This is a genomic window from Nonomuraea ceibae (assembly GCF_019396325.1).
Classification (GTDB): domain Bacteria; phylum Actinomycetota; class Actinomycetes; order Streptosporangiales; family Streptosporangiaceae; genus Nonomuraea; species Nonomuraea ceibae.
The window spans coordinates 52,464-74,986 of record NZ_JAHKRO010000012.1 but is presented as its reverse complement, the minus strand read 5'-3'; the positions used below and the strand labels follow the sequence as shown (position 1 = coordinate 74,986).

Genomic DNA, 22,523 nt, shown 5'->3' with positions numbered 1-22,523 from the left:
TAGTCACTTGGTGCTGCCTGCGGTCAGGCCGCTCACCAGATGCTTCTCGATGAGCGCGAAGAGGATCACCGCGGGCACGATCGCCATGAGGGCCGCGGCGAACAGGTACTGATAGTTGGTCTCGTACAGGCCGATGAACTGCTGGACGCCGACGGTGAGCGGCACGCGGCCGGTGGCCGGGTCGTTGAAGAGGGTCAGCGCGATGACGAACTCGTTCCACACCTGGATGAACGTGAAGATCATCACGGTGACGAGGCCGGGGGCGGCCAGCGGGAGGATCATCCGCACCATGATCCGGAACCGGCCGAGGCCGTCCATCATCGCCGCCTCGTCGATCTCCACGGGGATCGAGCTGAAGTGCGCGTGCAGGATCCACACGGCGAAGGCCAGGTTGAAGGCGGAGTTGATGGCGATGATCACGCCGTAGCTGTTGATCCCGTCGACGAACAGCGCCTGCTGGTAGAGGCCGATGAGCAGCGCGACCGCGGGGAACATCTGCGTCACGAGGATCACGCCGAGGAACGCCGTACGCCCCCGGAACCTGGAGCGTGCCAGCACGTACGCGGCCGGCGCGGCGACCACGAGCACGAGCGCGGTGGAGACGAGTGCGACGGTCAGGCTGACGCGGAAGTAGTCGGCCAGCGGGATCTTGTTCCACACGTCGGCGTAGTTGGACCAGGCCCAGGTCCCGGGCAGGTAGTCGGCGGGGACGGCGAACAGCTCGGCGTCGGTCTTGAGCGAGCCCGACAGCATCGCGGCGTAGGGCGCGAGGAAGAACAGCGCCACGGCGAACCCCACGACCGGCAGGACGACGGGCCGCACGCGCCGCCAGGCCCGGCCGGCCCGGACCAGCGCGGGACTGCTCCGCCTGATCCGCGCGGGACGCGCCACGGCGACGGCCGCCGCAGTGGACGCAGCTGTGGACGGAGCTGCGACCTTCGTGGAGCGCTCCTCGGTCGTCGCGGGGTTGCGGTGGGGCCGCAGCACCAGCACGAAGAGCAGGATGAGCAGCAGCAGGAAGACGACGTTGAGCACGCCGAGCGCCGCCGCCTCGCCGGAGTCGAGCTGGGCGGTGAACGCGATCTTGTACAGCCAGGTGACGGTGGTGTCGGCGTGGTTGCCCGACGTCTTGCCCATGATCACCCAGATCACGGTGAACGCGTTGAAGACGTGCAGCATGTTGAGGATCAGCGCGATCATCAGCGACGGCCGCAGGATCGGCAGCGTCACCCGGCGCCAGGTCGCCCACGCCCCGGCCCCGTCGATCTTCGCGGCCTCCAGCACGTCGTGCGGCACCGTCTGCAGTCCCGACAGCAGCACGTACGTGGTGAACGGCATCGAGGTGATGATGCCGACCGCCATGACGGAGTAGAGGGCGGTGGCGGGGTCCTTGTACCAGTCGACCGGGGCGGAGATGATCGACAGGTCCATGAGCAGCCGGTTGAGCAGCCCGTTGCCGCCCTCGTAGATGAAGCGCCACACGGTCGCGGTCATCACCAGCGAGGTCGCCCAGGGCACCAGCAGCGCGAGCCGGACGAACCTGCGGCCGAAGAACTCCTTGGACAGGAACTGCGCCAGCCCGAGCGAGAGCAGCACGGTCAGGCCGACGACGATGACCAGCCACAGCAGCGTGTTGCCGACGACGGTGCCGAGCGCGTCCTCGGCCAGGAGCCTGGCGTAGTTGTCGAACCCGGCGAAGCCCCTGACCAGCCCGATCCGGCTGATGTCCAGGAAGGACATGTAGACCATGTAGAGGGCCGGGAAGAGGACGACGCACGCGATGAGGACCGTGCTCGGGGTGAGCCAGCGCCAGGGGACGGTGCGATGCCACAGGTCGGCCGTTCGCTGCATCAGGCCGGCGCCCTCGGTGCGGCTCCTCATCTCACAGGACCTTTCGTCGACAGTGGGCGCAATGGTGTTCCACCATTTTGAGCAATGTCAAGCGATTGGCCGCAAATTCAAGCATCTTCAAGCAACGCCGCGCATGTACCGCTCACTGTCGCGAATCGGGCGCCAGGCATCGAACATGCCTGGTCAGCCCGCTCGTCAGGTCGTCAGGCCGAACGTCTGCCGGTGCAGCCGCTCCAGGGCGATGACCACGGCGCCGCGCAGCACCGGGTCGCCCTCCACGGTGCCGGCGGCGACCTGGGTGGGCAGCGGGGTGGCCTCCCGGAGCCGCTCCTCCACCCGGGCGGCCAGCGCGGGCCCGCCCGCCCGGCCGACCTCGCCGGCCAGCACCACGAAGCCGGGGTCGAGGACGGCGCAGACGCCCTGGGCGGCGACCGTGACCCGCTCGGCCAGCTCGTCCAGGAACCGCGGGGTGGCCTGCCGCACGGCCTCGACCGCGTCGCCGGCGGGCAGCCCGTGCCGCGCGGCCAGCGCACGGACGGCGGGCCCGTCGACGAGCTGGTTCAGCCTGCCGCCGCCGACGCCGGTCGGGGCGTAGGCGAGCTCGCCCGCCCCGCCGGACCTGCCCCGGTGCAGGCGACCGTCCAGGATCACCGCCCCGCCGAGCCCCTCGCCGAGCGACAGCAGCGCGAACGTGTCGTGCCCGCGGGCCGCGCCCAGCCGGTGCTCGGCCAGGCCGACCAGGTTGACCTCGTTCTCCACCAGGACGGGCACGCCGAGCCGGGCACGCAGGCCGGGCAGCAGATTGGAGTGCCAGGTGGGCAGCGCCTGGATGTAGGCGACGTCGCCGCTGACCGGGTCCACCACGCCGAGCGTGCCGATGACGACGCCGTCGAGGCCGCCGATCCGGGCGTCGGCCAGCGCCGCCGTGATGGCGTCGTAGACGAGCCTGTCGGGCTCGGCGGCCGGATCCTGGGGCAGCTCGGCGGTGCCGAGCTGGTGTCCGGTGACGTCGTTGACCGAGACGAGGATGCGGTCGGGGCGCACCTCCACGCCCGCCACGTGCGCCCGGTCGGCGACCACGCCGTAGAGCAACGCGTTGGGGCCGCGCCTGCGGGTCTGCGCCTGACCGGCCTGGGAGATCAGGCCCGACTCCACCATGCGGTCGACCAGCTCGGCGACCGTCGCCCTGGACAGGCCCGTGCGCTGCTGCAGCTCCGCCCGGGACAGCGGGCCGTGGGACAGCAGCACCTCGTACGCCATCCGGTCGTTGATCAGTCGCGCGGTGTGCGGGGAGGCGGTGTGCATGGCGACTGTGTATCACACGGCCTCTTTCTTTCTGGATCCCATCCTGTTAATTTGCCGGTATGCCCCTGTCGCTGTTCTTCTTCCTGGACGGCGTCGTCTTCGCCACCTGGGTGGTGCGCATCCCCTCCATCAAGGACCACCTGGGCGTCACCACCGGCGGTCTCGGCGTCGCGCTCATGTGCATGTCCATCGGCACCGGCCTGGCCATGACCGTGAGCGGGCGGCTGTGCGCGCGGTTCGGCACCCGGCCGGTCGTCCTGGCCGCGATCACCATGCTCAGCCTGGCCGTGCCGCTGATCGCGCTGCCCGGCACGATCGTGGCGCTGTGCGTGACGCTCGCGGGCACCGGGCTCTGCTACGGGGTGCTCAACATCGGGCTGAACAGCGCCGCCGTCGAGGCCGAACATGCCACGGAACGGCCGGTCATGTCGATGCTGCACGGGCTGTGGAGCGCGGGCGGCCTCGCGGGGGCGCTGCTCGGCGGCCTGCTGGCCACCCTGCTCACCACCCTGCAGCACTTCCTGCTGGTGTCGGCCCTCGTCCTCACCTGCACCGCCGTGCTCGCCCGGCCGCTGCTGCGCGGGCGGCTGCCCGCCGTGCGGCCCGCGCGGGGCGGGCGGGGCGGGCGCGGCGGGTTCGGCCTGGCCCTGGCCCTGTGCGGGGCGCTGGCCGGGTGCGCGGCCTTCGGCGAGGGCGCCGTGGCCGACTGGAGCGTGCTCCACCTGCGCGACGACCTGCACGCGGAGGCGAGCCTGGCGGCCTTCGGCTTCTCGGCCTACTCCGTGGCGATCGCGTTCGCCCGGCTGACGGGCAGCCACCTGGTGCGCCGGCACGGCCCGACGGCCGTGCTCGTCACCGGCGCGCTGCTGGCGCTGGGCGGCATCCTCGCCGCCTCCTGGACGGGCTCGGTCGCGGTGGCGTTCGCCGGGTTCGTCGCGGTCGGGCTCGGGCTGGCGAACGTGTTCCCGCTGGCCATCGCGCAGGCCGGGGCGCTCGGCGGGCCCTCGGGCGTGAGCCTGGCCTCCACCATCGGGCACACGGGGATGCTCGGCGGGCCGCCGCTGATCGGCTTCCTCGCCGAGCAGATCGGGCTGGCGGGCGCGCTCAGCGCCGTCGCCGTCACCTCGGGCGCCATCGTGCCCCTCGCTCTCTATTTCCGCACCGGAAGCTCACGAAAGGCACTCACATGACCGATCCCTACCGGACATTGCTGCCCGCTCCCCGTCGTGCGGCCGGCTCCGGGGGCACGTTCGCCCTCGGCGCCGTGCACGGCGAGCCCGCTTTGGTCGAGGCGGTCCAGTCGCTGCTCGGGCCGCTGCCCGTGGCCGCCGGGCCCGAGGGCGCGCTGTCCGTGCGCCTGGAGGCGGGCCGGCCCGAGTCCTACCGGCTGCGCGTCTCGGCCGGCGGCGCCGAGATCGTGGCCGCGGACCTCGCCGGGGTACGGCACGCCGTGCAGACGCTCAGGCAGTTGCGCGGCCCTGACGCGTACCGGGTCGCCGGGCGGGCGGGCGGCGTGGTGCCGTGCGGCGAGGTCGAGGACGAGCCCGCGCTGGGCTGGCGCGGCGGCATGCTGGACGTCGCCCGGCATTTCATGACCAAGCACACGTTGCTGCGCTATGTCGACCTGTTGGCCATGCACCGGATGAACCGCCTCCACCTGCACCTGACCGACGACCAGGGCTGGCGCATCGAGAGCAGGAAATATCCGGAGATCAACAGGCTGGCCACACACCGCCCCGAGACCATGTCCGGCCACCACCACGGGCCGACGACCTTCGACGGCACCCCGCACGGCGGCTACTACACCCTCGACGACCTGGCCGAGGTGGCCGCCTACGCCGCCGAGCGCGGGATCGTCGTCGTCCCCGAGATCGATCTGCCCGGCCACGCCTCCGCGCTGCTGACCGCCTTCCCCGAGCTGGGCACCGGCACCCGCGAGGTGCTGCGCGGCTGGGGCATCTCGGCCGGGGTCCTCAAGCCGGTCCCCGCCGCGGTCAAGCTGGTGTGCGAGCTCCTCGACGAGCTGCTCACCGCCATCGACACCCCGTACGTGCACCTGGGCGGCGACGAGTGCGTCACCTCCGACTGGCCGGGCGACCCGGAGGTGGCCGCGCACATGGCGGCGATCGGCGCCAGGACGCCGGGCGACCTGCACGGCTGGTTCCTGCGCGAGGTCGGCGCCTACCTGGCCGGGCGCGGCAAGCGCATGGTGGTGTGGGACGAGGCGTTCCAGACGGGCGGCGTGCTGCCCGACACGATCGTGATGTGCTGGCGCGGCGACGCCATCTCCCGGGAGGCCGCCGCCGCCGGGCACGACGTGGTCCGCGCGTCCACGTACCCGACCTACCTCGACTACGACCAGTCCGACCGGCCCGACGAGCCGCTGGCCATCGGCGGGCCGATCACGCTGGAGGACGCGGCGGCGTTCGCGCCGCTGCCCGCGTCGTGGACGGACGAGGAGCGGGCCAGGGTGCTCGGCGGGCAGTTCCAGGCGTGGAGCGAGTACATCCCGCACGAGCGGCACCTGGACTACATGGTGTTCCCCCGGGCCTGCGCCATCGCCGAGGCGGTCTGGTCGGGCGCGCCGGTCGGCTACGCGTCGCTGGTCGAGCGGCTGAGCGGGGGGCATCTGGCCCGGCTGGACGCGGCGGGCTGCGAGTACCGGCCGCTGGAGGGGCCGCGGCCCTGGCAGATGGGCGGCACCGGGGCGCGTGCCCACTCCTCGGAGGTGCGCACCACCCGGGAGCACTGGCAGGAGTGGGCCGCCCGGCTGCCCGACTCCGGCGTGGTCGCGGAGCCCACCGCCCACAGCGCCTGAGCACCGCACCCGCCTGAGCACCACCCGCGCTTGAACACGACGCCGCCCACCCCGGAGGAGACCGGGGTGGGCGGCGGGGGCGCGGCTATCGGAGCCAGGGAGTGCGGCGCACGACCGGCAGCCCGCCCAGGCCGAACGTGGTCCCGGCGTCGGCCAGCGCCAGCCCGGCCAGCACGACGGCGTAGATCAGGTGGTCGTCCAGGAACGGGTTGGTGGCCAGCGGCAGCGCCGCCGCCCACATCAGCACGAGCAGCAGGCCGCCGGTGACCGCGGCGACCCGCAGCCCGACGCCCAGCACGAGCGCGCCGCCGATCCCGAGCAGACCGGCCATGAACAGCCAGTCGACCCACGCCTGACCGGCGAGGCCGGCGAAGAAGCCGCCGAGCGCGTTCTCCCCGGCCCCCTTCAGGAACCCGGTCGTCGGGCTCCCTCCCGCGATCCACGCCTTGTCCGCCGGGGTGGCGAACCCCCAGCCGAACGTCTTGTCCAGGAAGGCCCAGAGGAAGATCCAGCCGAGCGCGATCCGGGCGACCGCCCAGACGTGGTCGGCCGGGCGGCGGGCGCCGGCGGTGACGGTGTGACGCCTGACGGGCTGCTGCACATGGACGGCCATGACGGGCACCTCTCTGCGTGGATCGCTGTCGTCACGTCCCATCACATCGGCTCCGGCCCGCGCCCGGCAGTGCCGCAAGGCCCGCCGTCGAAGGACTTCGGTCCCTGTTGGACCTCGGTTCCCGTTCACGCCGCCGTGGGCCCGGAGCTGCCCGGGCTGGCGTGCCAGAGGCGACGCGGCGGCTCGGTGATCGCCGGGCCGAGGTCGGAGTAGGGCGACAGCCTGAACCCGTTGGCGTACTCGATCGCCCGCCCGCCGACGCCGCCCCGCTCCTCCGGGGTCTCGGCGATGATCGCCCGGACCGCGTCGAGCCCGCGCGAGCGCCAGACGGCGTCGAGGTCCACCAGGTTCCAGCAGTCGACCGCGCGCATGGAGACGGCCCGGGCGCCGGTGCGCCTGACCACCCCCCGCACGACCATGAGCCACGACCCGAACACCGTCGAGGCGCACCTGCCCTGCACCGACTCGAAGAAGGTCAGGTCGACCGGCCCCGTCGAGTCGTCCAGCGTGACGAAGACGATGCGCTGGCCGGAGCGGATGGCGGGCGTCTGGGTGGCGACCTTGACCCCCGCCACCAGCACCTCGGCGCCGTTGCGCAGCGTGAGCAGGTCCTTGGCGCGCACCACGCCGAGGCCGTCGAGCAGCTCGTCGTGGAAGCTGATGACGTGGCGGCTGACGTCCATGCCGAGGATCTCCAGCTCGGCCTCGACCATCTCCGTCTCGGTCATCTCGGGCAGTTCGCCGGGCGGGATGTGCTCGGCGAACCCGAGCGGGAGCTGCACGGCGGCCAGGTGGCGTTCGGGGGCGGCCTGGCGGGGCGTGTAGCGCTTGGTGGCGCGCGGCCCGGACCGCACGCCGTGGGCCGAGGTCCGCTCCAGCACGCCGACCTGGGCGATCAGGTCGCGCCTGGTGAGCTCGCCGGGCTTCCAGCGGGGGCCGCCGGGGCGCAGGCCGTGCAGTGCGTCCAGGCCGCCGACCTGGACGATCCGCTCCAGCGTCGGCCTGGACGGGCGGGCCCGGTCCCAGAAGTCGGCGAGCGAGGTGTACGGCTGGCCCTCGACCATGCGCGCCACCTCGGCCTCGCTCACCCCCTTGACCGCCGAGAACGGCACGCGCAGCGCGTAGCCCTTGCCGATCTCCTCGATCCTGAAGTCGCGCCGCCGCCGGGGCGGCTCGTCGCTCCCGGCCAGGTCGGCGGGGTCGACGCGGAGCTGGAGTCGTTCGACCCGCCAGTCCTTGGCCGACTTGTTCACGTCCAGCGGCAGGATCCGCACCCCGCACTGGCGCGCCTCGTCGATGAGGACGCGCGGCGGGTACATGCCGGGGTCGTGCGTCAGCACCCCGGCGAAGAACGCGGCGGCGTGGTGCCGTTTGAGCCAGGCCGACTGGTAGGTGGGCAGCGCGAACGCCGCCGCGTGCGCCTTGCAGAACCCGAACCCGCCGAACGCGTCGAGCACCTTCCAGGCGCGTTCCACGGCGCCGTCGTCGAACCCGTTCGCCTTGGCCAGCGGCACGAAGTGGCGGCGCACCCGGTCGCGGCCCTCGGGCGTGCCGAGCGTGCGCCGCAGCGCCTCGGCGTAGGACAGGTCCCTGCCCGTCATCACCTGGATGATCTTCAGCACCTGCTCGTGGAAGACCACCACGCCGTGCGTCTCCTTCAGCGCCTCGCGCAGCTTCTCGTGCGGATAGTACGGTCTGCGCCATCCGTGCCTGGCCTCCAGGTACGGGGTGACCATGTCGGAGTTGACCGGTCCCGGCCTGAACAGGGAGATGTCCACGATCAGGTCGTGCATCCTGCGCGGCTCCAGCTTGGCGACCAGCTCGCGCTGTCCCGGCGACTCGATCTGGAAGCAGCCGAGGGTCCGGCCCGCGCAGATCATGTCGTACGTCTCCTGGTCGTCGTGCGGGACGTACTGGACGCCGGGCTCGTCGCCGCTCTGCGTGTCGAGCTCGACGACGACGTCGTCCACCCGCTTGATCTCGCCGAGCGCGTACGCGAGCGCCGACTGCATCCGCACGCCGAGCACGTCGAGCTTGAGCAGCCCGGCCTCCTCCACGTCGTCCTTGTCGAACTGCGACATGGGGAACTCCAGCAGGCTGCGCTCCACGGGCGTGCGGTCGCGCAGGCCGGAGTTGCCGACGAGCACCCCGCACGGGTGCAGCGCGATGTGCCGGGGCAGCCCGTCGAGCTTCTCGGCCAGCCGGAACACCCGGTCCAGGCCGGCCTCGCCGAGGCGGCTGTCGCGCAGCTCCGGCAGGTCGCGCAGGGAGGCGGTGATCTGCATGGCCCTGATGTGCGGGAACGCCTTGGCGATGGCGTCGATCTCGTGCGGCGGCAGCCCCATGGCCCCGGCCACGTCGCGGATCGCGCTGCGCGCCCGGTAGGTCTCCATCATGGACACGCAGGCCACCCGCGACTCGCCGTAGCGGTCGAAGATCGCCTTGTAGCAGTCGAGGCGGCGGGCGGACTCGACGTCCACGTCGATGTCGGGCAGCCCGACGCGGCCCTCCGACAGGAAGCGCTCCATGAGCAGGCCGTGGTCGAGCGGGTTCACCTCGCCGATGCCGATGAGGTAGTTGACCAGGCTGCCGGCGCCGGAGCCGCGGATGGCGCAGCGCACGCCCATCTCGCGGATCATGTCGGTGATGCCGGCGACCGCGATGAAGTAACCGGACAGGCGCTTCTTCTCGATGATGTGCAGCTCGGCCGCCAGCCGCTCCCGCGCCTCCCGCGACCTGTCCAGCCCGCGCTCGGCCAGCCCGTCCTCCACCCGGTGGCGCAGCAGCGGCACCGGGTCGCGGCCGATCTCCGGCAGGTGCAGATCCGGCGGGCTCTTGCGGAGCGCGAGCAGCTCGGCCGCCTCCATCGCGCACGCCTCGGCGACCTGCCGGGTGGCGCGCAGCAGCCGGGTGACGCGCTCCTGGTCGCCGCCGCAGATCTTGGCGGCCACCTGCAGCATCTCCTTGCCGCTCTTGAGATAGGCGTGCGAGGTGGTGCGTTCCAGGTGGCGCGGGTGCAGCGGGACGAGCTGGCGGGCCGCGTCGAGCACGTCGCCCACCTGGTGGTCGGCCGGGTCCAGGTAGCGCGCCGCGTTGCTCAGCACCGCGGGCACCCCGGCCGACTCGGCCAGCGCGAGCATCCGCAGCGCCGTCGTGGCGTCGCCGAACCCGTACTGGTCGACCACCTCGACCACCACGCCGGGCAGTGCGTCGCGCCAGAGCGCGAGCAGCGCGCGGGCGCGGTCGTCGCGCCGCTCGGCCACCGCCCGGCCCACGTCGGAGCGCGGCCCGAGCAGCACCACGAGCCCGCCGTCGGCGCCGTCGTGCTCGCCGATCAGCTCCCGGCTCACCCGGGGGTCGCCGCGCTCGCCCGTGTAATGGGCGGCCGTGACCAGCCGCGCCAGCCGCGACCAGCCGTGCGAGCGCGCCAGCACGGTCACCCGGTCCTGCGCCCCCGGGCCGGTCCGCGGCCGCCGCTCCCCCGTCGGGGCGAGCGCCAGGTTCGCCCCGAAGACCGGGGAGATCCCGGCGTCCGCGCACGCCTGCGCGTGCTTGACCGCCCCGTACAGCCCGTCGCGGTCGGTCAGCGCGAGAATGTCCATCCCGTGCTCGGCGGCCCGCGCCACCAGCGCCTTCGGGAACGCGGTGCCGTAGCGCATCGAGTACGCGGAGCTCACGTTGAGGTGCGGGAACGGCGCCATCAGTCCCACGCCCGCAGCAGCAGCCAGCCGTTGCTGGCGGTGTCGAACCTCAGCTCGTACGAGCCGACCTCGCGGCCGGGGCTGGCCTCGACCCGCCAGAACCGGCGCTCGCCGGGGTCGCCCTCGCCGGTCTTCCACCACTCGCGCGCCACGACCCAGTGGTCGAGCACGCGCCTGACGAGATAGAGACGATCGCGCCAGACGAACTGGGTCGGCTCCCCGTCCCGGGTCCACACCTCTATCGGATCGCCATAGAGTCTGCTCAAGACGCTTCTCCCCGCGGCTCTCGTTCTTCCTGCTGAGCCACCCGGGGGAAGGCGGGCGCTTACGAATCGAACATATGTTCTCACGCCCCCTCAACGCAAGTCGCGGCGGCGTTCTCCCCCGCGCGGGGGACTCGCCTGGCCCCGGGCGGGGATCCGCGGGCCGCGCCGCCGCAGCAGGATCGGCGTCATGGACAGCACACGACCCGACCGGCTCACCGCGTTCGCGCTGGCGCTGGCGCTCCTGTACGGGGCGCTGCGCACGTACTGGCAGCTGGGGCACATGCCGGAGCGGCTCTCGCCGGTCGGACCCGACCTGGTGGTGTTCACCGGGTGGTGGGCCGTCGCGCTGTGCGCGGCGGCGGCGCTGCTCCTGGCCGCCATGCTCGCGGCCGACCCGCCGAGGCCGGTGCGGGCGGCGCTGCCGGTGGCGTCGTGGGCAGTGGGGGCCGCGCTGATCGTGGCGGGGGCGCTGCTGCTGCTCGACGTCGTCGGCGGCGTCCTGCCCGGCCTCAGGATCTCCTTCCACCCGCTGGGCGCGCTGAGCAAGGCCGCCTGCGTGACCACGGGGGCGCTGCTGCTACGGGCCGCGTTCCGCTACCGGCGGCGGACCGGCCGGCACGCCCTGCCCGCGCTGGCCTCGACGCCCCGGTGGGCCTACGCGGCCGCCTACACCGCCGTGGCCGGCTGCGCGATCAGGGTCGCGGCGCAGGCCGTCGTCGGGTTCGGGGAGACGCCTCTTGAGGACGGCTGGATGATGCCGGTGTTCGAGGCCGGCTTCCTGCTGGGCGGAACGCTGCTGCCGCTGGCGCTGGTGCACCGGTGGGGGCGGATCTGGCCGCGCTGGGTCCCCGGGCTGGCCGGGCGGCGGGTGCCCAGGCCGCTGGTGCTGTGGCCGGGCGCGGGCGTGTCGGCCGGGCTGGTGGCCTACTTCGGCGCGGGGCTCGGGCAGATGGTGTCCGAGCGGCTGAACGGGCGCAACCCCTTCCCGCCTCAGGACGGGCTCGCGCTGCCCGAGGCGTTCTTCTGGGTGTCGGTCCCCGCGTACCTGGTGTGGGGCGCCGGGATGGCGGTGGCGGCGATCTCGTACGCGCTCCGTACCCGCGACACTGCGCGTGAGGGGCACCTGTCGGTAAGCTGACCCGCCGTGAGCGGTGATTCCTCCCACATCGGGCGCTACAGACTGCTGAACGTGCTGGGCAGGGGTGGGATGGGCACGGTCCATCTCGCCGAGGACCCCTCCGGGCAACAGGTCGCCATCAAGGTGATCAACCCGGAGTTCAGCCAGCACGAGCAGTTCCGCATGCGCTTCCGCAGGGAGGCGGACGCGGCGCAGCGGGTGCGCCGCTTCTGCACCGCGGCGGTGCTGGAGGCGGCGCTCGACGGCGGCCAGCTCTACGTCGTCACCGAGTACGTGCCCGGCCCCAACCTGGAGCAGGCCGTCCAGCAGTCCGGCCCGCTGCGCGGCTCCAGCCTCGACGCGCTGGCCGTCAGCGTCGCCACCGCGCTCACCGCCATCCACGCGGCCGGGGTGGTGCACCGCGACCTCAAGCCGTCCAACGTGCTGCTCTCCCCCGTCGGCCCGCGCGTGATCGACTTCGGCATCGCGCGGGCGCTCGACACCCTCGGCGGCGTCACCGGCACCGGCGAGCTGATCGGCACCCCCCGCTACATGGCGCCCGAGGTCCTGCGCGGCGACCCCGTCTCGCCGGCGTGCGACGTGTTCTCCTGGGGCTGCCTGATCGCGTACGCGGCGAGCGGCCGCTCACCGTTCGGCGGCGAGACGCTGCCGGCCATCGTCTACCAGGTGCTCAACACCGAGCCGAACCTCGACGACGTCGAGCCCGGCCTGCGCGAGCTCGTGCGGGCCGCCCTGCACAAGGACCCCGCCCAGCGGCCTACCGCCCAGCAGCTCCTCGACCACCTCGTCGGCCGGGCCGCCGGGCCCGAGCAGGTGGCCCAGACCGTCCAGGTCGCCTGGCAGCGCGCCACCACGCCGCTGACCGCCGCCGGCGGCCCCCCGCCGGGCCCGCCGCGGCGGGGCCGCCTCTACGCCGGGATCGCGGCGGCCGTGGCCGTCGCCGCCGGGCTCGGGATCGCCGGCTGGGTCGCCCTCTCCTCCGGCGGGCCGCCCGAGCTGGGCGTCCTGCACCGCGAGGACTTCACGCAGACCTCCGGCGGCTGGTCCGGCACCTACGACGCCGAGGACGAGGCCAGCTTCGGCTACCGCACCGACGGCACTTATGGGCTCGACGTCGAGCAGGGCGACGAGGAGAACTGGGCCGAGGCCGCCGTCCCCTTCCTGACCGAGACGCCCACCGCCGCCCCCGAGCCGTCCGCCACACCCACCCCGATGCTGCCCGAGACCGTCCTCGTGGCCGTCAGCGCCGAGGTCGAGCACATCACCGGGAGCGGCGTCTACGGCGTCTACTGCCACGCGGCCGAGGACGGCACCTACTACGAGTTCGGCCTCGACACCGCCGGCACCGCCCGGATCCGGCGCATCTGGGACGGCTCCGGCGGCACCCTCGCCCAGGGCGAGGCCGGCAAGCCGGAGGGCAAGGTCCGCATCGAGGCCGCCTGCGAGCAGACGGGCAAGACGGTGCGGCTGTCCATGTGGGTGAACGGCGACCGCGTCGTGCAGGCCGACGACCCCAACGGCATCGCCAACGGCCCGGTCGGGCTGTTCGCCCGCGTCCCCAAGGACGGCGAGTCCCTGCTGAAGACCACCTGGGACGACTTCGAGCTGCGGGGCGCCCGGCAGCAGCCGTGACCCGCGCTCAGAGCACCCCCGCGCGGGCCGCCGCCAGGGCGGCGTCGGCGGCGCGGTCGGCGTCGTCCCGCGTCACCGGCTCGTGGGCGACGAACAGCCGGTAGTAGATCGGCGCGACCGCCACCCTGATCACCTCGCGGACGTCCACCGTGTCCGGCAGCTCGCCGCGCTCGACCGCCCGCCGCACCACCTGGGACGACTGCTCGTGGCGCGACTCGAAGAAGTCGTGCAGGGCGCGGGCCGCCTCGGGACTCTGCATGGCCGCCGCCACGAACGCCGACGACACCGGCCCCAGCTCCGGGTCGTCGAACCCGCTCTGCACCAGCCTGGCGACGCCGCGCAGGTCGCCCTCGACGCTGCCGGTGTCGGGGATGGGCCACGGCTCGGTGCGGGCCAGCTCCAGCGCGTCGGAGACCAGCCCTTCGACGCTGCCCCAGCGCCGGTAGACGGTGGTCTTGTGCACGCCCGAGCGCTCGGCGACGTTCTCCACGGTGAGGCCGCGGAAGCCGTGCTCGGCGAGCTCGGCGAGGGTGGCCTGGCGCACGGCGTCGCGCACCCTGGCGCTCCGCCCTCCCGGACGTTTACTCGTCTCCAAAGACTACTCCAGTTGCGTTTGTCGGGCGGGCTGTGGCAAGCTAAAGCTACCCCAGTTGCGATTGGAGCTCCATCCTGACCATCCTCCGAGACGTTTCCAAGACGTACGGCCTGCACCGGGTGCTGGCCGGCGTGTCGATGTCCGTGCGGCCGGGCGAGCGCCTGGGCATCGTCGGCGAGAACGGATCCGGCAAGTCCACGCTGCTCCGCCTCCTGGCGGGGGTCGAGCGGCCCGACGAGGGCGAGGCCGTCCCGCCCGCCGACGCGGGCTATCTCGGCCAGACGCTCGACCTGCCGCCCGGCCACACGGTGCGGCAGGCGATCGACGCCGCCCTGGCCGGCCTGCGGGCCCTGGAGCGCCGGATGCGCGAGCTGGAGTCCGACCTCACCCCCGACCGGATGGAGGAGTACGGGGAGCTCGCGACCGCGTTCGAGACCCGGGGCGGCTACGAGGCCGACGCCCGGGTGGACAAGTCGCTGCACGGGCTCGGCCTGACCCATGTCGGGCGCGACCGCGTGCTGTCCAGCCTGTCGGGCGGGGAGCAGGCCCGGCTCGGCCTGGCCTGCCTGCTGGCCGCCTCCCCCGAGACGCTGCTGCTCGACGAGCCGACCAACCACCTCGACGAGTCGGCGCTGACCTGGCTCGAGGAGCGGCTGCGCGACCACCGCGGCACCGTCGTCGCCGTCTCGCACGACCGGGCCTTCCTCGACCGGGTGGCGACCTCGGTGCTGGAGGTCGAGTCGGGCGGCGTGACGCGCTTCGGCGGCGGCTACTCGGGGTTCCTGGAGGCCAAGGCCGCCGCCCGCGCCCGGCAGGAGCAGGCCCACGCGGCCTGGCGTGACGAGGTCCGCCAGATGCGCGAGCACGCCGCCACCACCGCCCACCGCGTCGCCGCCGGGCGGGCGATGCGCGACAACAACAAGATGGCCTACGACCGCAACGCCGGCCGCGTGCAGAGCTCGATCGCCAGCCGCGTGCGCAACGCGCAGGAGCGCCTGCGCAGGCTGGAGGCCGACCCGGTGCCGCCGCCGCCCCGGCCGCTCCGCTTCCGCGGCTCCTTCGCCCAGTCCCCCCGCTCCGGCCAGGCGCCGGAGGAGGGCGGGCGCGTGCTCGCCGAGGTGTGTGACGTACGGGTGGGCGACCGGCTGGTCGTCGAGCGGTTCAGCGTCGCGGCCGGTGACCGGGTGCTGATCCGCGGGGCCAACGGCGCGGGCAAGTCCACGCTGCTCCACGCCGTCGCCGAGCAGGCGCGCGGGTCCGTCGGCCTGCTCCCGCAGGAGGTCTCCTACGATCCGGCGCTGCCGGTGCTGGACGCCTACGGGCACGGCCCCCGCCACGAGCGCCGGGCGGCGCTGCTGGCCACCGGGCTGTTCCGGCCCGAGACGCTCGACCTGCGGGTGGGGGCGCTGTCCGTCGGGCAGCGGCGCCGGCTCGCGCTGGCCACGCTGCTGGCCGGCGAGCACGACCTGCTGCTGCTCGACGAGCCCACCAACCACCTGTCGCTGACGCTGGTGGAAGAGCTGGAGCAGGCACTCGACCACTACCGGGGCGCGCTCGTCGTCGTGTCCCACGACCGCACGCTGTGCCGCCGCTGGCGGGGCGCCACGCTGGAGATATCGGGGGAACTCGCATGCACGTAACCAAGATCACCGCAGGTGCCCCCTACGGCATCGCGACCGGGGCCGACGGCGCGCTGTGGTTCACGCTCGTCCACGAGGGCCGCATCGGCAGGCTGCTCCCCGGCGGTGAGCCGGTGATCCACCAGCTCACCCCGGCCGACGGCGGGCCCACCGTCATCACGCCCGGGCCGGGCGGGGAGGCGATGTGGTTCACCGAGTTCCAGGGCGGCCGCGTCGGGCGGATCTCCGCGACCGGCGAGGTCACCTCGTACGAGGCCGACTCGCCCTACGGCATCGTGGCCGGGCCCGACGGGGCCATGTGGTTCACCTCGATGCGCTCCGACACGATCGGCCGGATCGCGCCCACCGGCGAGATCACCGAGTTCCCGGTCCCGGTGCCGGGAGGCATGCCCTCGGGCATCGCCGCCGGTGCCGACGGCGCGCTCTGGTTCACCCTCAACCAGGGCAACGCCGTCGGCCGGATCACCACCGGGGGCGAGGTGACCGTCCACCCCCTGCCCACGGAGGGCGCCGCCCCGGTCCACATCACCCCCGGCCCCGACGGGGCGCTCTGGTTCGCCGAGATCGGCGCCGGCCAGATCGGGCGCATCGACGTCACAGGCAAGATCGACGAGTTCCCGCTCCCCGACCGCGCCTCCCGTCCGCACGCCATCATCACCGGTCCCGACGGGGCGCTCTGGTTCACCCTCTGGGCGACCGGCCGCCTGGGCCGCATCACCACCACCGGGGCGGTGGACGAGCACCTCCTCCCCGCCACCCCCGACACCCCCGCCGAGCCGCACGGCCTCACCCTGGGGCCCGACGGCGCCATCTGGACCGCCCTCGAATCCGGCACCCTCGCCCGCATGGACCCTCCGGCCTAACGACGCCCCGGGGCACCGGTGCGCCGGGGGCACCAGTGTGCGGATCCCGCAGCCACCTGACCACCTCAGCAGCTCGGATCTTGGCATCCCAATCGATTCAACCAGGAACAGGGTCTGCTTTCCGGACTACAGAATCGGCCGAATGAGGAGCCGAGATCACATTCGAGCTAACGGTCTCGCTTCTGATCGTTTTGTCGGTCAGCGCTGGCAGCATGGGGACGTGACCGCAGCAGCAGCCGACTACGACTGGTTCTATGACCAATTTCCGAGCTTGTGGGAGGCGTACTGCATCACGCTGGTCGAGAACGTGGCTCCTGAGGACGCTGTGACACGACTTGGTGCGCGGACCGAAGACGTCGTGGCGCGATTCAGCGACTGGACGGACAACGTGCCGTCCGGTGTGAGCTTCGGCGATCTGACCGGTGCTGCCTACTCCGGTCCGGGCCCCTCTGGCACCTGGGATGGACACTTCTTCGGGGCAGCGTCGATCGGGGACTGGTGTCTCATTGTCGAGCCCAACGGCTTTATGGGAGCCACCCCGGAGGTCATCAAGCCATTGTCCGCCGGCACGCGGTTGGTGTCTCATTTCCGCAATGTCAACGGGGTCAAGGACTTCTGCTGGGTCGAGGACAGTGAGATCCGACTCATGTTCGAGCCCCCCTTCGCGGCCGACCGATTCGGCAGCGATCCGGACGGAGCAGTAGCCGCCATGCGGCGGGCGGGGCTCGACCTGGAGTACGGCGTCCAATCGGGGAAGATCTCCTTGCCTGAAGACGTAGCGGTTCGCACTGGGGCTGTCTTCGCGCTGGCTGAGAACCTGACGGGGGTCAGGCTGACCCCGCAACTGCTGACGGAATCGACCTATCTGTGCGCGGTGGCCCCACGCCCGAAGTAACCCGACCATGCGTCGATCCGGCTGCCGATGCACCCGCCCGCCTGCGGCCGCGAGGGCCAGACCTGCCAGTTCGTTGTGGACATCAAGCCTCTTGGGGTCCTCGATGGTGGGTAGACGCTGACCCAGTAGCCCTTGGGCATGGCACCTCCAGTGTTGGGATGAGTGCATCTGACTTACGGGGTGGTCTCGGACGAGCGTCGGCGGGCGAGAGCTCGTGATCGACATGTCGCCGGTGCCGGGCACGCCCATCGCCACAACTGCAACCCGTGGACATCCGAAGATCGAAGGCCCTCTCTCCTGAACCTGGGGAAGAGCCTTTCCGCTGCGGAGGATCGGGGGTCGAACACCGGATGGTGTTCGTCAGCGGTGCGGTGGGGGCGGCACCGGAGCTCGGTGCGGGGCGGCCGGGCGGGATGGGCGCAGGGGTTGGGCAGGTTCTGGGGGGGGCGGATTCGCTGGATGGGTGGGGCGGTGCGGGGGGAAGGGCGTGGGCGGGGTTGACTAGGGGCATGCGTGCCATCGTGATCGCCGCCCAGGGCGGCCCAGAGGTTCTCGAGTACGTCGAGCGTCCGGATCCGGAGCCCGGTGCCGGGGAGGTGGTGGTGGATGTCGCTGCGAGCGGCGTGAACTTCATCGACATCTACCACCGCTCCGGCCTGTACCCGCTTCAGCTGCCCAGCGGGATCGGGTCGGAGGGCGCGGGGGTGGTGTCGGCCGTCGGGTCCGGGGTGGACGGGGTGGCCGTGGGCGACACCGTGGCGTGGGCCGGGGTGATGGGGTCCTACGCGGAGAAGGCCGTGGTCGCGGCGGACCGGGTGGTGCCGGTGCCGGACGGGGTGCCGGCCGAGCTGGCGGCGGCCGTGATGCTCCAGGGCATGACGGCTCATTACCTGACGCACTCGACGCACGAGGTGAAGCCGGGCGACACGGTGCTGGTGCACGCGGCGGCCGGCGGGGTGGGGCTGCTGCTGACGCAGCTGGCGAAGCTGCGGGGGGCGCGGGTGCTGGCGACGGCGTCGACGGAGGCGAAGGCGAAGCTGGCCCGCGAGGCGGGGGCGGACGAGGTCCGGCAGTACGACGACTTCGCGCAGGCGTGGCGCGGCGAGGTCGACGTGGTCTACGACGGGGTGGGCGCCGCGACGTTCGACGCGGGGCTGGAGGTGCTGCGGAGGCGCGGGCTGATGGTGCTGTACGGGGCGGCGAGCGGGCCGGTGCCGCCGGTGGATCCGCAGCGGCTCAACCGGGCGGGTTCGGTGTTCCTGACGCGGCCGACGATGGTGGATTACGTGGCGGAGCGGGAGGAGCTGCTGTGGCGGGCGCGTGACCTGTTCGGCTGGATCGCCTCGGGCGAGCTGAAGGTGACGGTGTCGGGGCGTTATCCGCTGGCGGAGGCGGGGCGGGCGCAGGAGGATCTGGCGGCCCGCCGCACCACGGGGAAGCTGCTCCTCATCCCCTGACGCGACCGGCCCTCGCCCTCATCTCTTCAGGGGGAGTCTCCCCACACGAAATCCCTTACTGTGACCCGCATGGACATAGCGGGATTCGCCTTAGTTGTCGCGCTGTTGACCGTCACGCCGGGGCTGGACACGGCGCTCATCCTGCGGACGTCGCTGCTGGCCGGGCGGCGTCCGGCGTGGGGGGTGGCGCTGGGAGTCCAGCTCGGGGTGCTGGTGTGGGGGCTGGTGTCGGTCGCCGGGCTGTCCACGCTGCTGGCGGCCTCGCAGTTCGCCTACGACGTGCTGCGCTGGGCGGGGGCGGCGTACCTGGTGTGGATGGGGCTGCGCCTGCTGTTCGTCAGGAAGGACGCGCACGTGGAGGCGCCGGCCGAGCGGGAGGTGAGGTTCCGCACCGGGTTCCGGCGCGGGCTGGTCACGAACCTGCTCAATCCCAAGGTGGGCGCCTTCTACGTGGCGATGCTGCCGCAGTTCCTGCCGTCGGACCAGGCGGACGCGGCGTCGGGCCTGCTGCTGGCGGGGGTGCACGTGGCGGAGGGGCTGGTGTGGAGCGGGGTGCTGATCGCGTTCGCGGCCGTGATGGGCGGGCTGCTGCGCGCCCCGGCCGTGCGCCGGCTGCTGGACCGCGTCACGGGGGTGGTCATCGTGGGGTTCGGCGTACGGCTCGCGGTGGAGTGATCACATCTGGTACGCGGTGGTCCAGAAGTCGCGGTGCAACCGGGGCGTCGTGGCGGAGTCCATCGCGGCCTGGGTGAGCAGGATGCCGACGAGCCCTTCTGCGAGGTCGGCATAGGCGGGGCGCCGAGGCCGTCCGGCTGCCGGACGCGGAGGCATCGATGGCGCTGAGCATGCGCGCTCGGCACCCGGCTGGGCGCCGGGGCCACCTCGCTCGACCGGCACGTGGCGGGCAAGGACGAGCTGATCGAGCTGGGGCCGAACCTGCTGCGGCAGTCGGAGCGGCTGCTCGCTTCCTCGACGGCCTGCAGACCAGGCTCGTCACTCCCACGGCCAGTCCAGCAGGCGGGCGCCGAGAACGGCGGTCTCCAGCGTGAAGCGCTGGGTGGGGTCGTCGGGCGAGAAGCCGGTCAGGCGGCGGATGCGCTGCAGCCGGTAGGTGACGGCGCGGGCGCTGAGCCCGAGCCTGCGGGCGGCGGCCGTCTGGTTGCCCTGGGCGGCGAAGACGGCCTCCAGGGTCTCCAGGAGCGGCGCGTGACCGCCGCGCGCCTCCAGAAGCGGGCTCAGCACGCTGGTCACCAGGTCCTCCATGGCGCTCCTGTCGCGCAGCAGCACGGGGAAGACGAGCAGGTCGGCGGCCCTGACGACGTCGTGCTTGAGCCCGAGGCGGTCGGCCAGGTCCAGGGCTCCGGCGGCCTCGCGGTAGGAGGCGACGATGCCGCCGGGGCCGCGCTGCGGACGTCCGACGCCGACGCGCCAGCCTGCCGGGAAGCGGGCGCGTACGTGATGGGTGAACTCGCCGACGGCGGCGGGCAGCGTGGCGGGGGCGACGCACACGAGCAGGCCGTCGCGGACGGCGAGCAGGATGTTGTGGGAGCCGAAGCGGGCGATGAGGTCGCGTTCGATGCGTTCGGGCTGGGCGGCGTCCGACGGGTCGGCGAGGCCGCGGGCGGCGGCCACGACGTACGACTCGGCCAGGCGCAGGCCGAAGTGCTCGGCGCGTTCGGCGAGGCGTTCGGCGCGGCCCAGCAGCAGGTCGTCGACGAACTGCCGGCGCTCGGCCGAGGCGCCGCGCAGGGCGTCGAGCTGGGCCTGCTCGTACCCGGCGAGGAGCGCGGCGATGGCCCTGCGCAGGGCGGGCAGCACGCCGGGGAGCCCGTCGGCGGCGGCGAGCGCGGCGTCGACCAGCGCCGGGAGCGGGACGCCCAGCTCGGCGGCGCGGGCTCCGGCGGCGCGGTTGGCGTCGAGCGCGGCCCGGTCGGGCAGCCGGCCGCTGCGGGCGGCCAGCCGGAGCGCGTGAAGGTGCCCGCCGAGCAGCTCAGCGGGCACCTCGGGGGTCACGGTCAGACTCCTACGTCGCGTCTGTCGAAGGCGAGCACGGCGGTGAGCACGAGCACGGCGCTCGCGCCCGCCAGCACAAGGTAGTCCCCCACGGGAAGCCCCTGGTAGAGGGGGCGTCCGGCGGCGTAGTAGTGGAACGGCGAGATCCACTTGAGCCAGGCGACCGCCTCGACGTTCTGGCCGACGGTGACGACCACGTAGCCGAGCACGGCCCACACGCCGGCCAGGGCCAGCGAGGGGGCCCGGCGGCCGGAGGCGGCGCCGGCGGCGAGCGTGAGGCTGCCGAAGAAGAGCCCGACCAGGTAGACGCCGATGTGGGCGGCGATCAGCCGGTCGGCGCCGACGCCGAGCGCGACGCCCTCGGCCAGCGCCCAGGTGACCAGCAGCGTGACGACGGCCACGGCCAGCAGGCCGAGCGCGAAGGCGGCGAAGCGCTCCAGGAGCAGCCGCCGCCGGGCCACCGGCAGCGTGACGACGAGCTCCAGCGTGCCGGCCTCCTCGGGCTGGGCCAGGGCGCGGTTGGCGACGAGCATCGCGCACACCGCGAACAGCATGGGCACGAACAGCTGGTAGACGACCGACTGCAGGTAGCCGGCGCCGCTGGTCATGTCCTGCAGCCCGCCCATGAGGTCACGCAGCGCGCCGGGGAACTTGGCCAACGCCTGCGCCCCATAAAGATCGGGATTCTCCCGAATGCTGGGATAAATCCCTAAATACATGGTCATGAAGGCGCTGATCCCGATCGCCCACCAGATCAGCGACCGCCTGAAGTCACGCAGGCTCTTGGCGATCATCGTCTCGCCCCTCCTCGCTGTAGTAGGTGAGGAAGATCTCCTCCAGATCGGGCTCCTCGCTGACCAGGTGCACCACGGTGAACCGGGCCGCCGCCTTGACCAGCGCGTCCGGCCGCCCGTCGATCGTGCAGCTCAGCGCCGCCCCCTCCACGCGCAGCTCCCGCACCCCGGGCAGCCCGGCGAACGCCTCGGCCGGGACCGGCGCGTCGAAGTGCAGCTCCACCCGGCGCACCGCCTTCTCCCGCAGCGCCGCCACGTTCTCGACCGCGACCAGCCGTCCGGCCCGTACGATGCCGACCCGGTCGGAGACGTGCTCCACCTCGGCCAGCACGTGCGAGGACATGAGCACGGTCCGGCCGGAGGCGCGCACCTCGCGCACCATGGCCAGGAACTCCTGCTGCACCAGCGGGTCGAGCCCGCCGGTCGGCTCGTCGAGGACGAGCAGCTCCGGCTCGTGCATGAACGCCTGGATGAGCCCGACCTTCTGCTTGTTGCCCTTGGAGAGCTTGCGCATCGGCACGGACAGGTCCGCGTCCAGCCGTTCGGCCAGCGCCCGGATCCGGGCGGGCGGCACGCCGCCGCGCACCCGGGCGAGGAAGGCCAGGTAGTCCCGGGCCCGTTCCCTGCCCTCCAGCGCCAGCTCGCCCGGCAGGTAGCCGATCCTGGCGCGCACGGCGGCCTCCCGTGAGCCGGCGCCGAGGACGGTGACGTGGCCGCGGGTGGGCCTGATCACGTCGAGGAGCAGCCGGATCGTGGTGGTCTTGCCCGCGCCGTTCGGTCCCAGGTAGCCGAAGACCTCTCCCGGCCGGATCTCCAGCGTGAGATCCTCCAGGCCCCGGCGCCTGCCGTAGTACTTCGTCAGCCCTTCGGCCCGCACCACCGCTGTCATGCCGGAATGATCCCGCCCGGCGCCGGTCCGCGTCACCGGCCGGATCCGGCAGC

Annotated in this window: 19 protein-coding genes; 9 read left to right on the top strand and 10 right to left on the bottom strand. The window is 73.0% G+C overall.

Going from position 1 to position 22,523, the window contains the following annotated elements; genetic code table 11:
- Positions 1-3 precede the first annotated feature (3 nt).
- Positions 4-1,881 (bottom strand): ABC transporter permease, encoded by a 1,878-nt coding sequence (locus KME80_RS11150; RefSeq protein WP_219503827.1) that lies wholly within the window; start codon positions 1,879-1,881, stop codon positions 4-6.
- Positions 1,882-2,046: 165 nt separating this feature from the next.
- A complete protein-coding gene (locus tag KME80_RS11145; protein ID WP_219503824.1) occupies positions 2,047-3,156 on the bottom strand; it encodes an ROK family transcriptional regulator in 1,110 nt (369 codons plus the stop codon).
- A 59-nt stretch (positions 3,157-3,215) separates the two neighbouring features.
- On the opposite strand from KME80_RS11145, the gene KME80_RS11140 reads away from it, so the two are divergent.
- Together KME80_RS11140 and KME80_RS11135 are read left to right on the top strand one after the other, a co-directional pair.
- Entirely contained in the window at positions 3,216-4,346 is a 1,131-nt protein-coding gene (locus tag KME80_RS11140; RefSeq protein ID WP_219503822.1) for an MFS transporter, read from the top strand.
- Entirely contained in the window at positions 4,343-5,974 is a 1,632-nt protein-coding gene (locus tag KME80_RS11135) for a beta-N-acetylhexosaminidase (protein WP_219503819.1), read from the top strand. Before KME80_RS11140 ends, KME80_RS11135 begins: the two co-directional genes overlap by 4 nt.
- Positions 5,975-6,059: 85 nt before the next feature.
- Here the strand turns inward: KME80_RS11135 and KME80_RS11130 are convergent, their stop codons facing one another.
- The 3 genes from KME80_RS11130 to KME80_RS11120 form a co-directional block, all read right to left on the bottom strand.
- On the bottom strand, positions 6,060-6,587 hold the full coding sequence (locus KME80_RS11130) for a hypothetical protein (RefSeq protein ID WP_219503816.1): 528 nt from the start codon (positions 6,585-6,587) through the stop codon (positions 6,060-6,062).
- Between the two features lie 125 nt (positions 6,588-6,712).
- A complete protein-coding gene (locus KME80_RS11125) occupies positions 6,713-10,288 on the bottom strand; it encodes a DNA polymerase III subunit alpha (RefSeq protein WP_219503813.1) in 3,576 nt (1,191 codons plus the stop codon).
- Positions 10,288-10,554: a DUF6504 family protein gene (locus tag KME80_RS11120; RefSeq protein ID WP_219503810.1), complete on the bottom strand. Its 267-nt coding sequence runs from the start codon at positions 10,552-10,554 to the stop codon at positions 10,288-10,290. Before KME80_RS11120 ends, KME80_RS11125 begins: the two co-directional genes overlap by 1 nt.
- Positions 10,555-10,741: 187 nt before the next feature.
- Between KME80_RS11120 and KME80_RS11115 the strand changes: the two genes are divergently transcribed.
- Positions 10,742-11,692, top strand: a complete 951-nt coding sequence (locus tag KME80_RS11115; protein ID WP_219503807.1) for a hypothetical protein — start codon at positions 10,742-10,744, stop codon at positions 11,690-11,692.
- A 6-nt stretch (positions 11,693-11,698) separates the two neighbouring features.
- Entirely contained in the window at positions 11,699-13,324 is a 1,626-nt protein-coding gene (locus tag KME80_RS11110) for a serine/threonine-protein kinase (protein WP_308125706.1), read from the top strand.
- Between the two features lie 7 nt (positions 13,325-13,331).
- Here the strand turns inward: KME80_RS11110 and KME80_RS11105 are convergent, their stop codons facing one another.
- Complete coding sequence (locus tag KME80_RS11105; protein ID WP_219503804.1) at positions 13,332-13,880, bottom strand: TetR/AcrR family transcriptional regulator; 549 nt, start codon at positions 13,878-13,880, stop codon at positions 13,332-13,334.
- Between the two features lie 158 nt (positions 13,881-14,038).
- Here KME80_RS11105 and KME80_RS11100 point away from each other — a divergent pair, with 158 nt between their 5' ends.
- The 5 genes from KME80_RS11100 (at position 14,039) to KME80_RS11080 (ending at position 19,449) form a co-directional block, all read left to right on the top strand.
- Positions 14,039-15,559, top strand: coding sequence for an ABC-F family ATP-binding cassette domain-containing protein (locus KME80_RS11100; protein WP_372455351.1), 1,521 nt, complete (start codon positions 14,039-14,041; stop codon positions 15,557-15,559).
- Positions 15,550-16,422: a Vgb family protein gene (locus KME80_RS11095; protein ID WP_219503801.1), complete on the top strand. Its 873-nt coding sequence runs from the start codon at positions 15,550-15,552 to the stop codon at positions 16,420-16,422. Before KME80_RS11100 ends, KME80_RS11095 begins: the two co-directional genes overlap by 10 nt.
- A gap of 220 nt (positions 16,423-16,642) precedes the next feature.
- Positions 16,643-17,317, top strand: coding sequence for a DUF6461 domain-containing protein (locus KME80_RS11090; protein WP_219503798.1), 675 nt, complete (start codon positions 16,643-16,645; stop codon positions 17,315-17,317).
- Positions 17,318-17,826: 509 nt separating this feature from the next.
- Entirely contained in the window at positions 17,827-18,774 is a 948-nt protein-coding gene (locus KME80_RS11085; protein ID WP_219503795.1) for a quinone oxidoreductase family protein, read from the top strand.
- 69 nt (positions 18,775-18,843) lie between these two features.
- A complete protein-coding gene (locus KME80_RS11080; protein ID WP_219503792.1) occupies positions 18,844-19,449 on the top strand; it encodes a LysE family translocator in 606 nt (201 codons plus the stop codon).
- Here KME80_RS11080 and KME80_RS11075 read toward each other — a convergent pair whose 3' ends face one another.
- The 4 genes from KME80_RS11075 to KME80_RS11060 all read right to left on the bottom strand — a co-directional run bounded on the left by KME80_RS11075 (position 19,450) and on the right by KME80_RS11060 (position 22,470).
- A complete protein-coding gene (locus KME80_RS11075; RefSeq protein ID WP_219503790.1) occupies positions 19,450-19,605 on the bottom strand; it encodes a hypothetical protein in 156 nt (51 codons plus the stop codon). It abuts the gene before it with no gap.
- A gap of 162 nt (positions 19,606-19,767) precedes the next feature.
- Entirely contained in the window at positions 19,768-20,787 is a 1,020-nt protein-coding gene (locus KME80_RS11070; RefSeq protein ID WP_308125705.1) for a PucR family transcriptional regulator, read from the bottom strand.
- Between the two features lie 2 nt (positions 20,788-20,789).
- Positions 20,790-21,581 (bottom strand): ABC transporter permease subunit, encoded by a 792-nt coding sequence (locus KME80_RS11065; protein WP_219503787.1) that lies wholly within the window; start codon positions 21,579-21,581, stop codon positions 20,790-20,792.
- Positions 21,559-22,470 carry an ABC transporter ATP-binding protein gene (locus tag KME80_RS11060; RefSeq protein ID WP_219503784.1) on the bottom strand — a complete coding sequence of 304 codons (912 nt, stop codon included), beginning with the start codon at positions 22,468-22,470 and terminating at the stop codon, positions 21,559-21,561. Before KME80_RS11060 ends, KME80_RS11065 begins: the two co-directional genes overlap by 23 nt.
- Between the last annotated feature and the right edge of the window lie 53 nt (positions 22,471-22,523).

Excerpts from the sequence above, each read along its gene's own strand:
- KME80_RS11135 (WP_219503819.1), top strand. The coding sequence starts at position 4,343 with ATGACCGATCCCTACCGGACATTGCTGCCCGCTCCCCGTCGTGCGGCC.
- KME80_RS11145 (WP_219503824.1), bottom strand. The coding sequence starts at position 3,156 with ATGCACACCGCCTCCCCGCACACCGCGCGACTGATCAACGACCGGATG.
- KME80_RS11150 (WP_219503827.1), bottom strand. The coding sequence starts at position 1,881 with ATGAGGAGCCGCACCGAGGGCGCCGGCCTGATGCAGCGAACGGCCGAC.
- KME80_RS11125 (WP_219503813.1), bottom strand. The coding sequence starts at position 10,288 with ATGGCGCCGTTCCCGCACCTCAACGTGAGCTCCGCGTACTCGATGCGC.
- KME80_RS11140 (WP_219503822.1), top strand. The coding sequence starts at position 3,216 with ATGCCCCTGTCGCTGTTCTTCTTCCTGGACGGCGTCGTCTTCGCCACC.
- KME80_RS11095 (WP_219503801.1), top strand. The coding sequence starts at position 15,550 with ATGCACGTAACCAAGATCACCGCAGGTGCCCCCTACGGCATCGCGACC.
- KME80_RS11080 (WP_219503792.1), top strand. The coding sequence starts at position 18,844 with ATGGACATAGCGGGATTCGCCTTAGTTGTCGCGCTGTTGACCGTCACG.
- KME80_RS11065 (WP_219503787.1), bottom strand. The coding sequence starts at position 21,581 with ATGATCGCCAAGAGCCTGCGTGACTTCAGGCGGTCGCTGATCTGGTGG.
- KME80_RS11060 (WP_219503784.1), bottom strand. The coding sequence starts at position 22,470 with ATGACAGCGGTGGTGCGGGCCGAAGGGCTGACGAAGTACTACGGCAGG.
- KME80_RS11085 (WP_219503795.1), top strand. The coding sequence starts at position 17,827 with ATGCGTGCCATCGTGATCGCCGCCCAGGGCGGCCCAGAGGTTCTCGAG.
- KME80_RS11075 (WP_219503790.1), bottom strand. The coding sequence starts at position 19,605 with ATGCCTCCGCGTCCGGCAGCCGGACGGCCTCGGCGCCCCGCCTATGCC.
- KME80_RS11115 (WP_219503807.1), top strand. The coding sequence starts at position 10,742 with ATGGACAGCACACGACCCGACCGGCTCACCGCGTTCGCGCTGGCGCTG.
- KME80_RS11130 (WP_219503816.1), bottom strand. The coding sequence starts at position 6,587 with ATGGCCGTCCATGTGCAGCAGCCCGTCAGGCGTCACACCGTCACCGCC.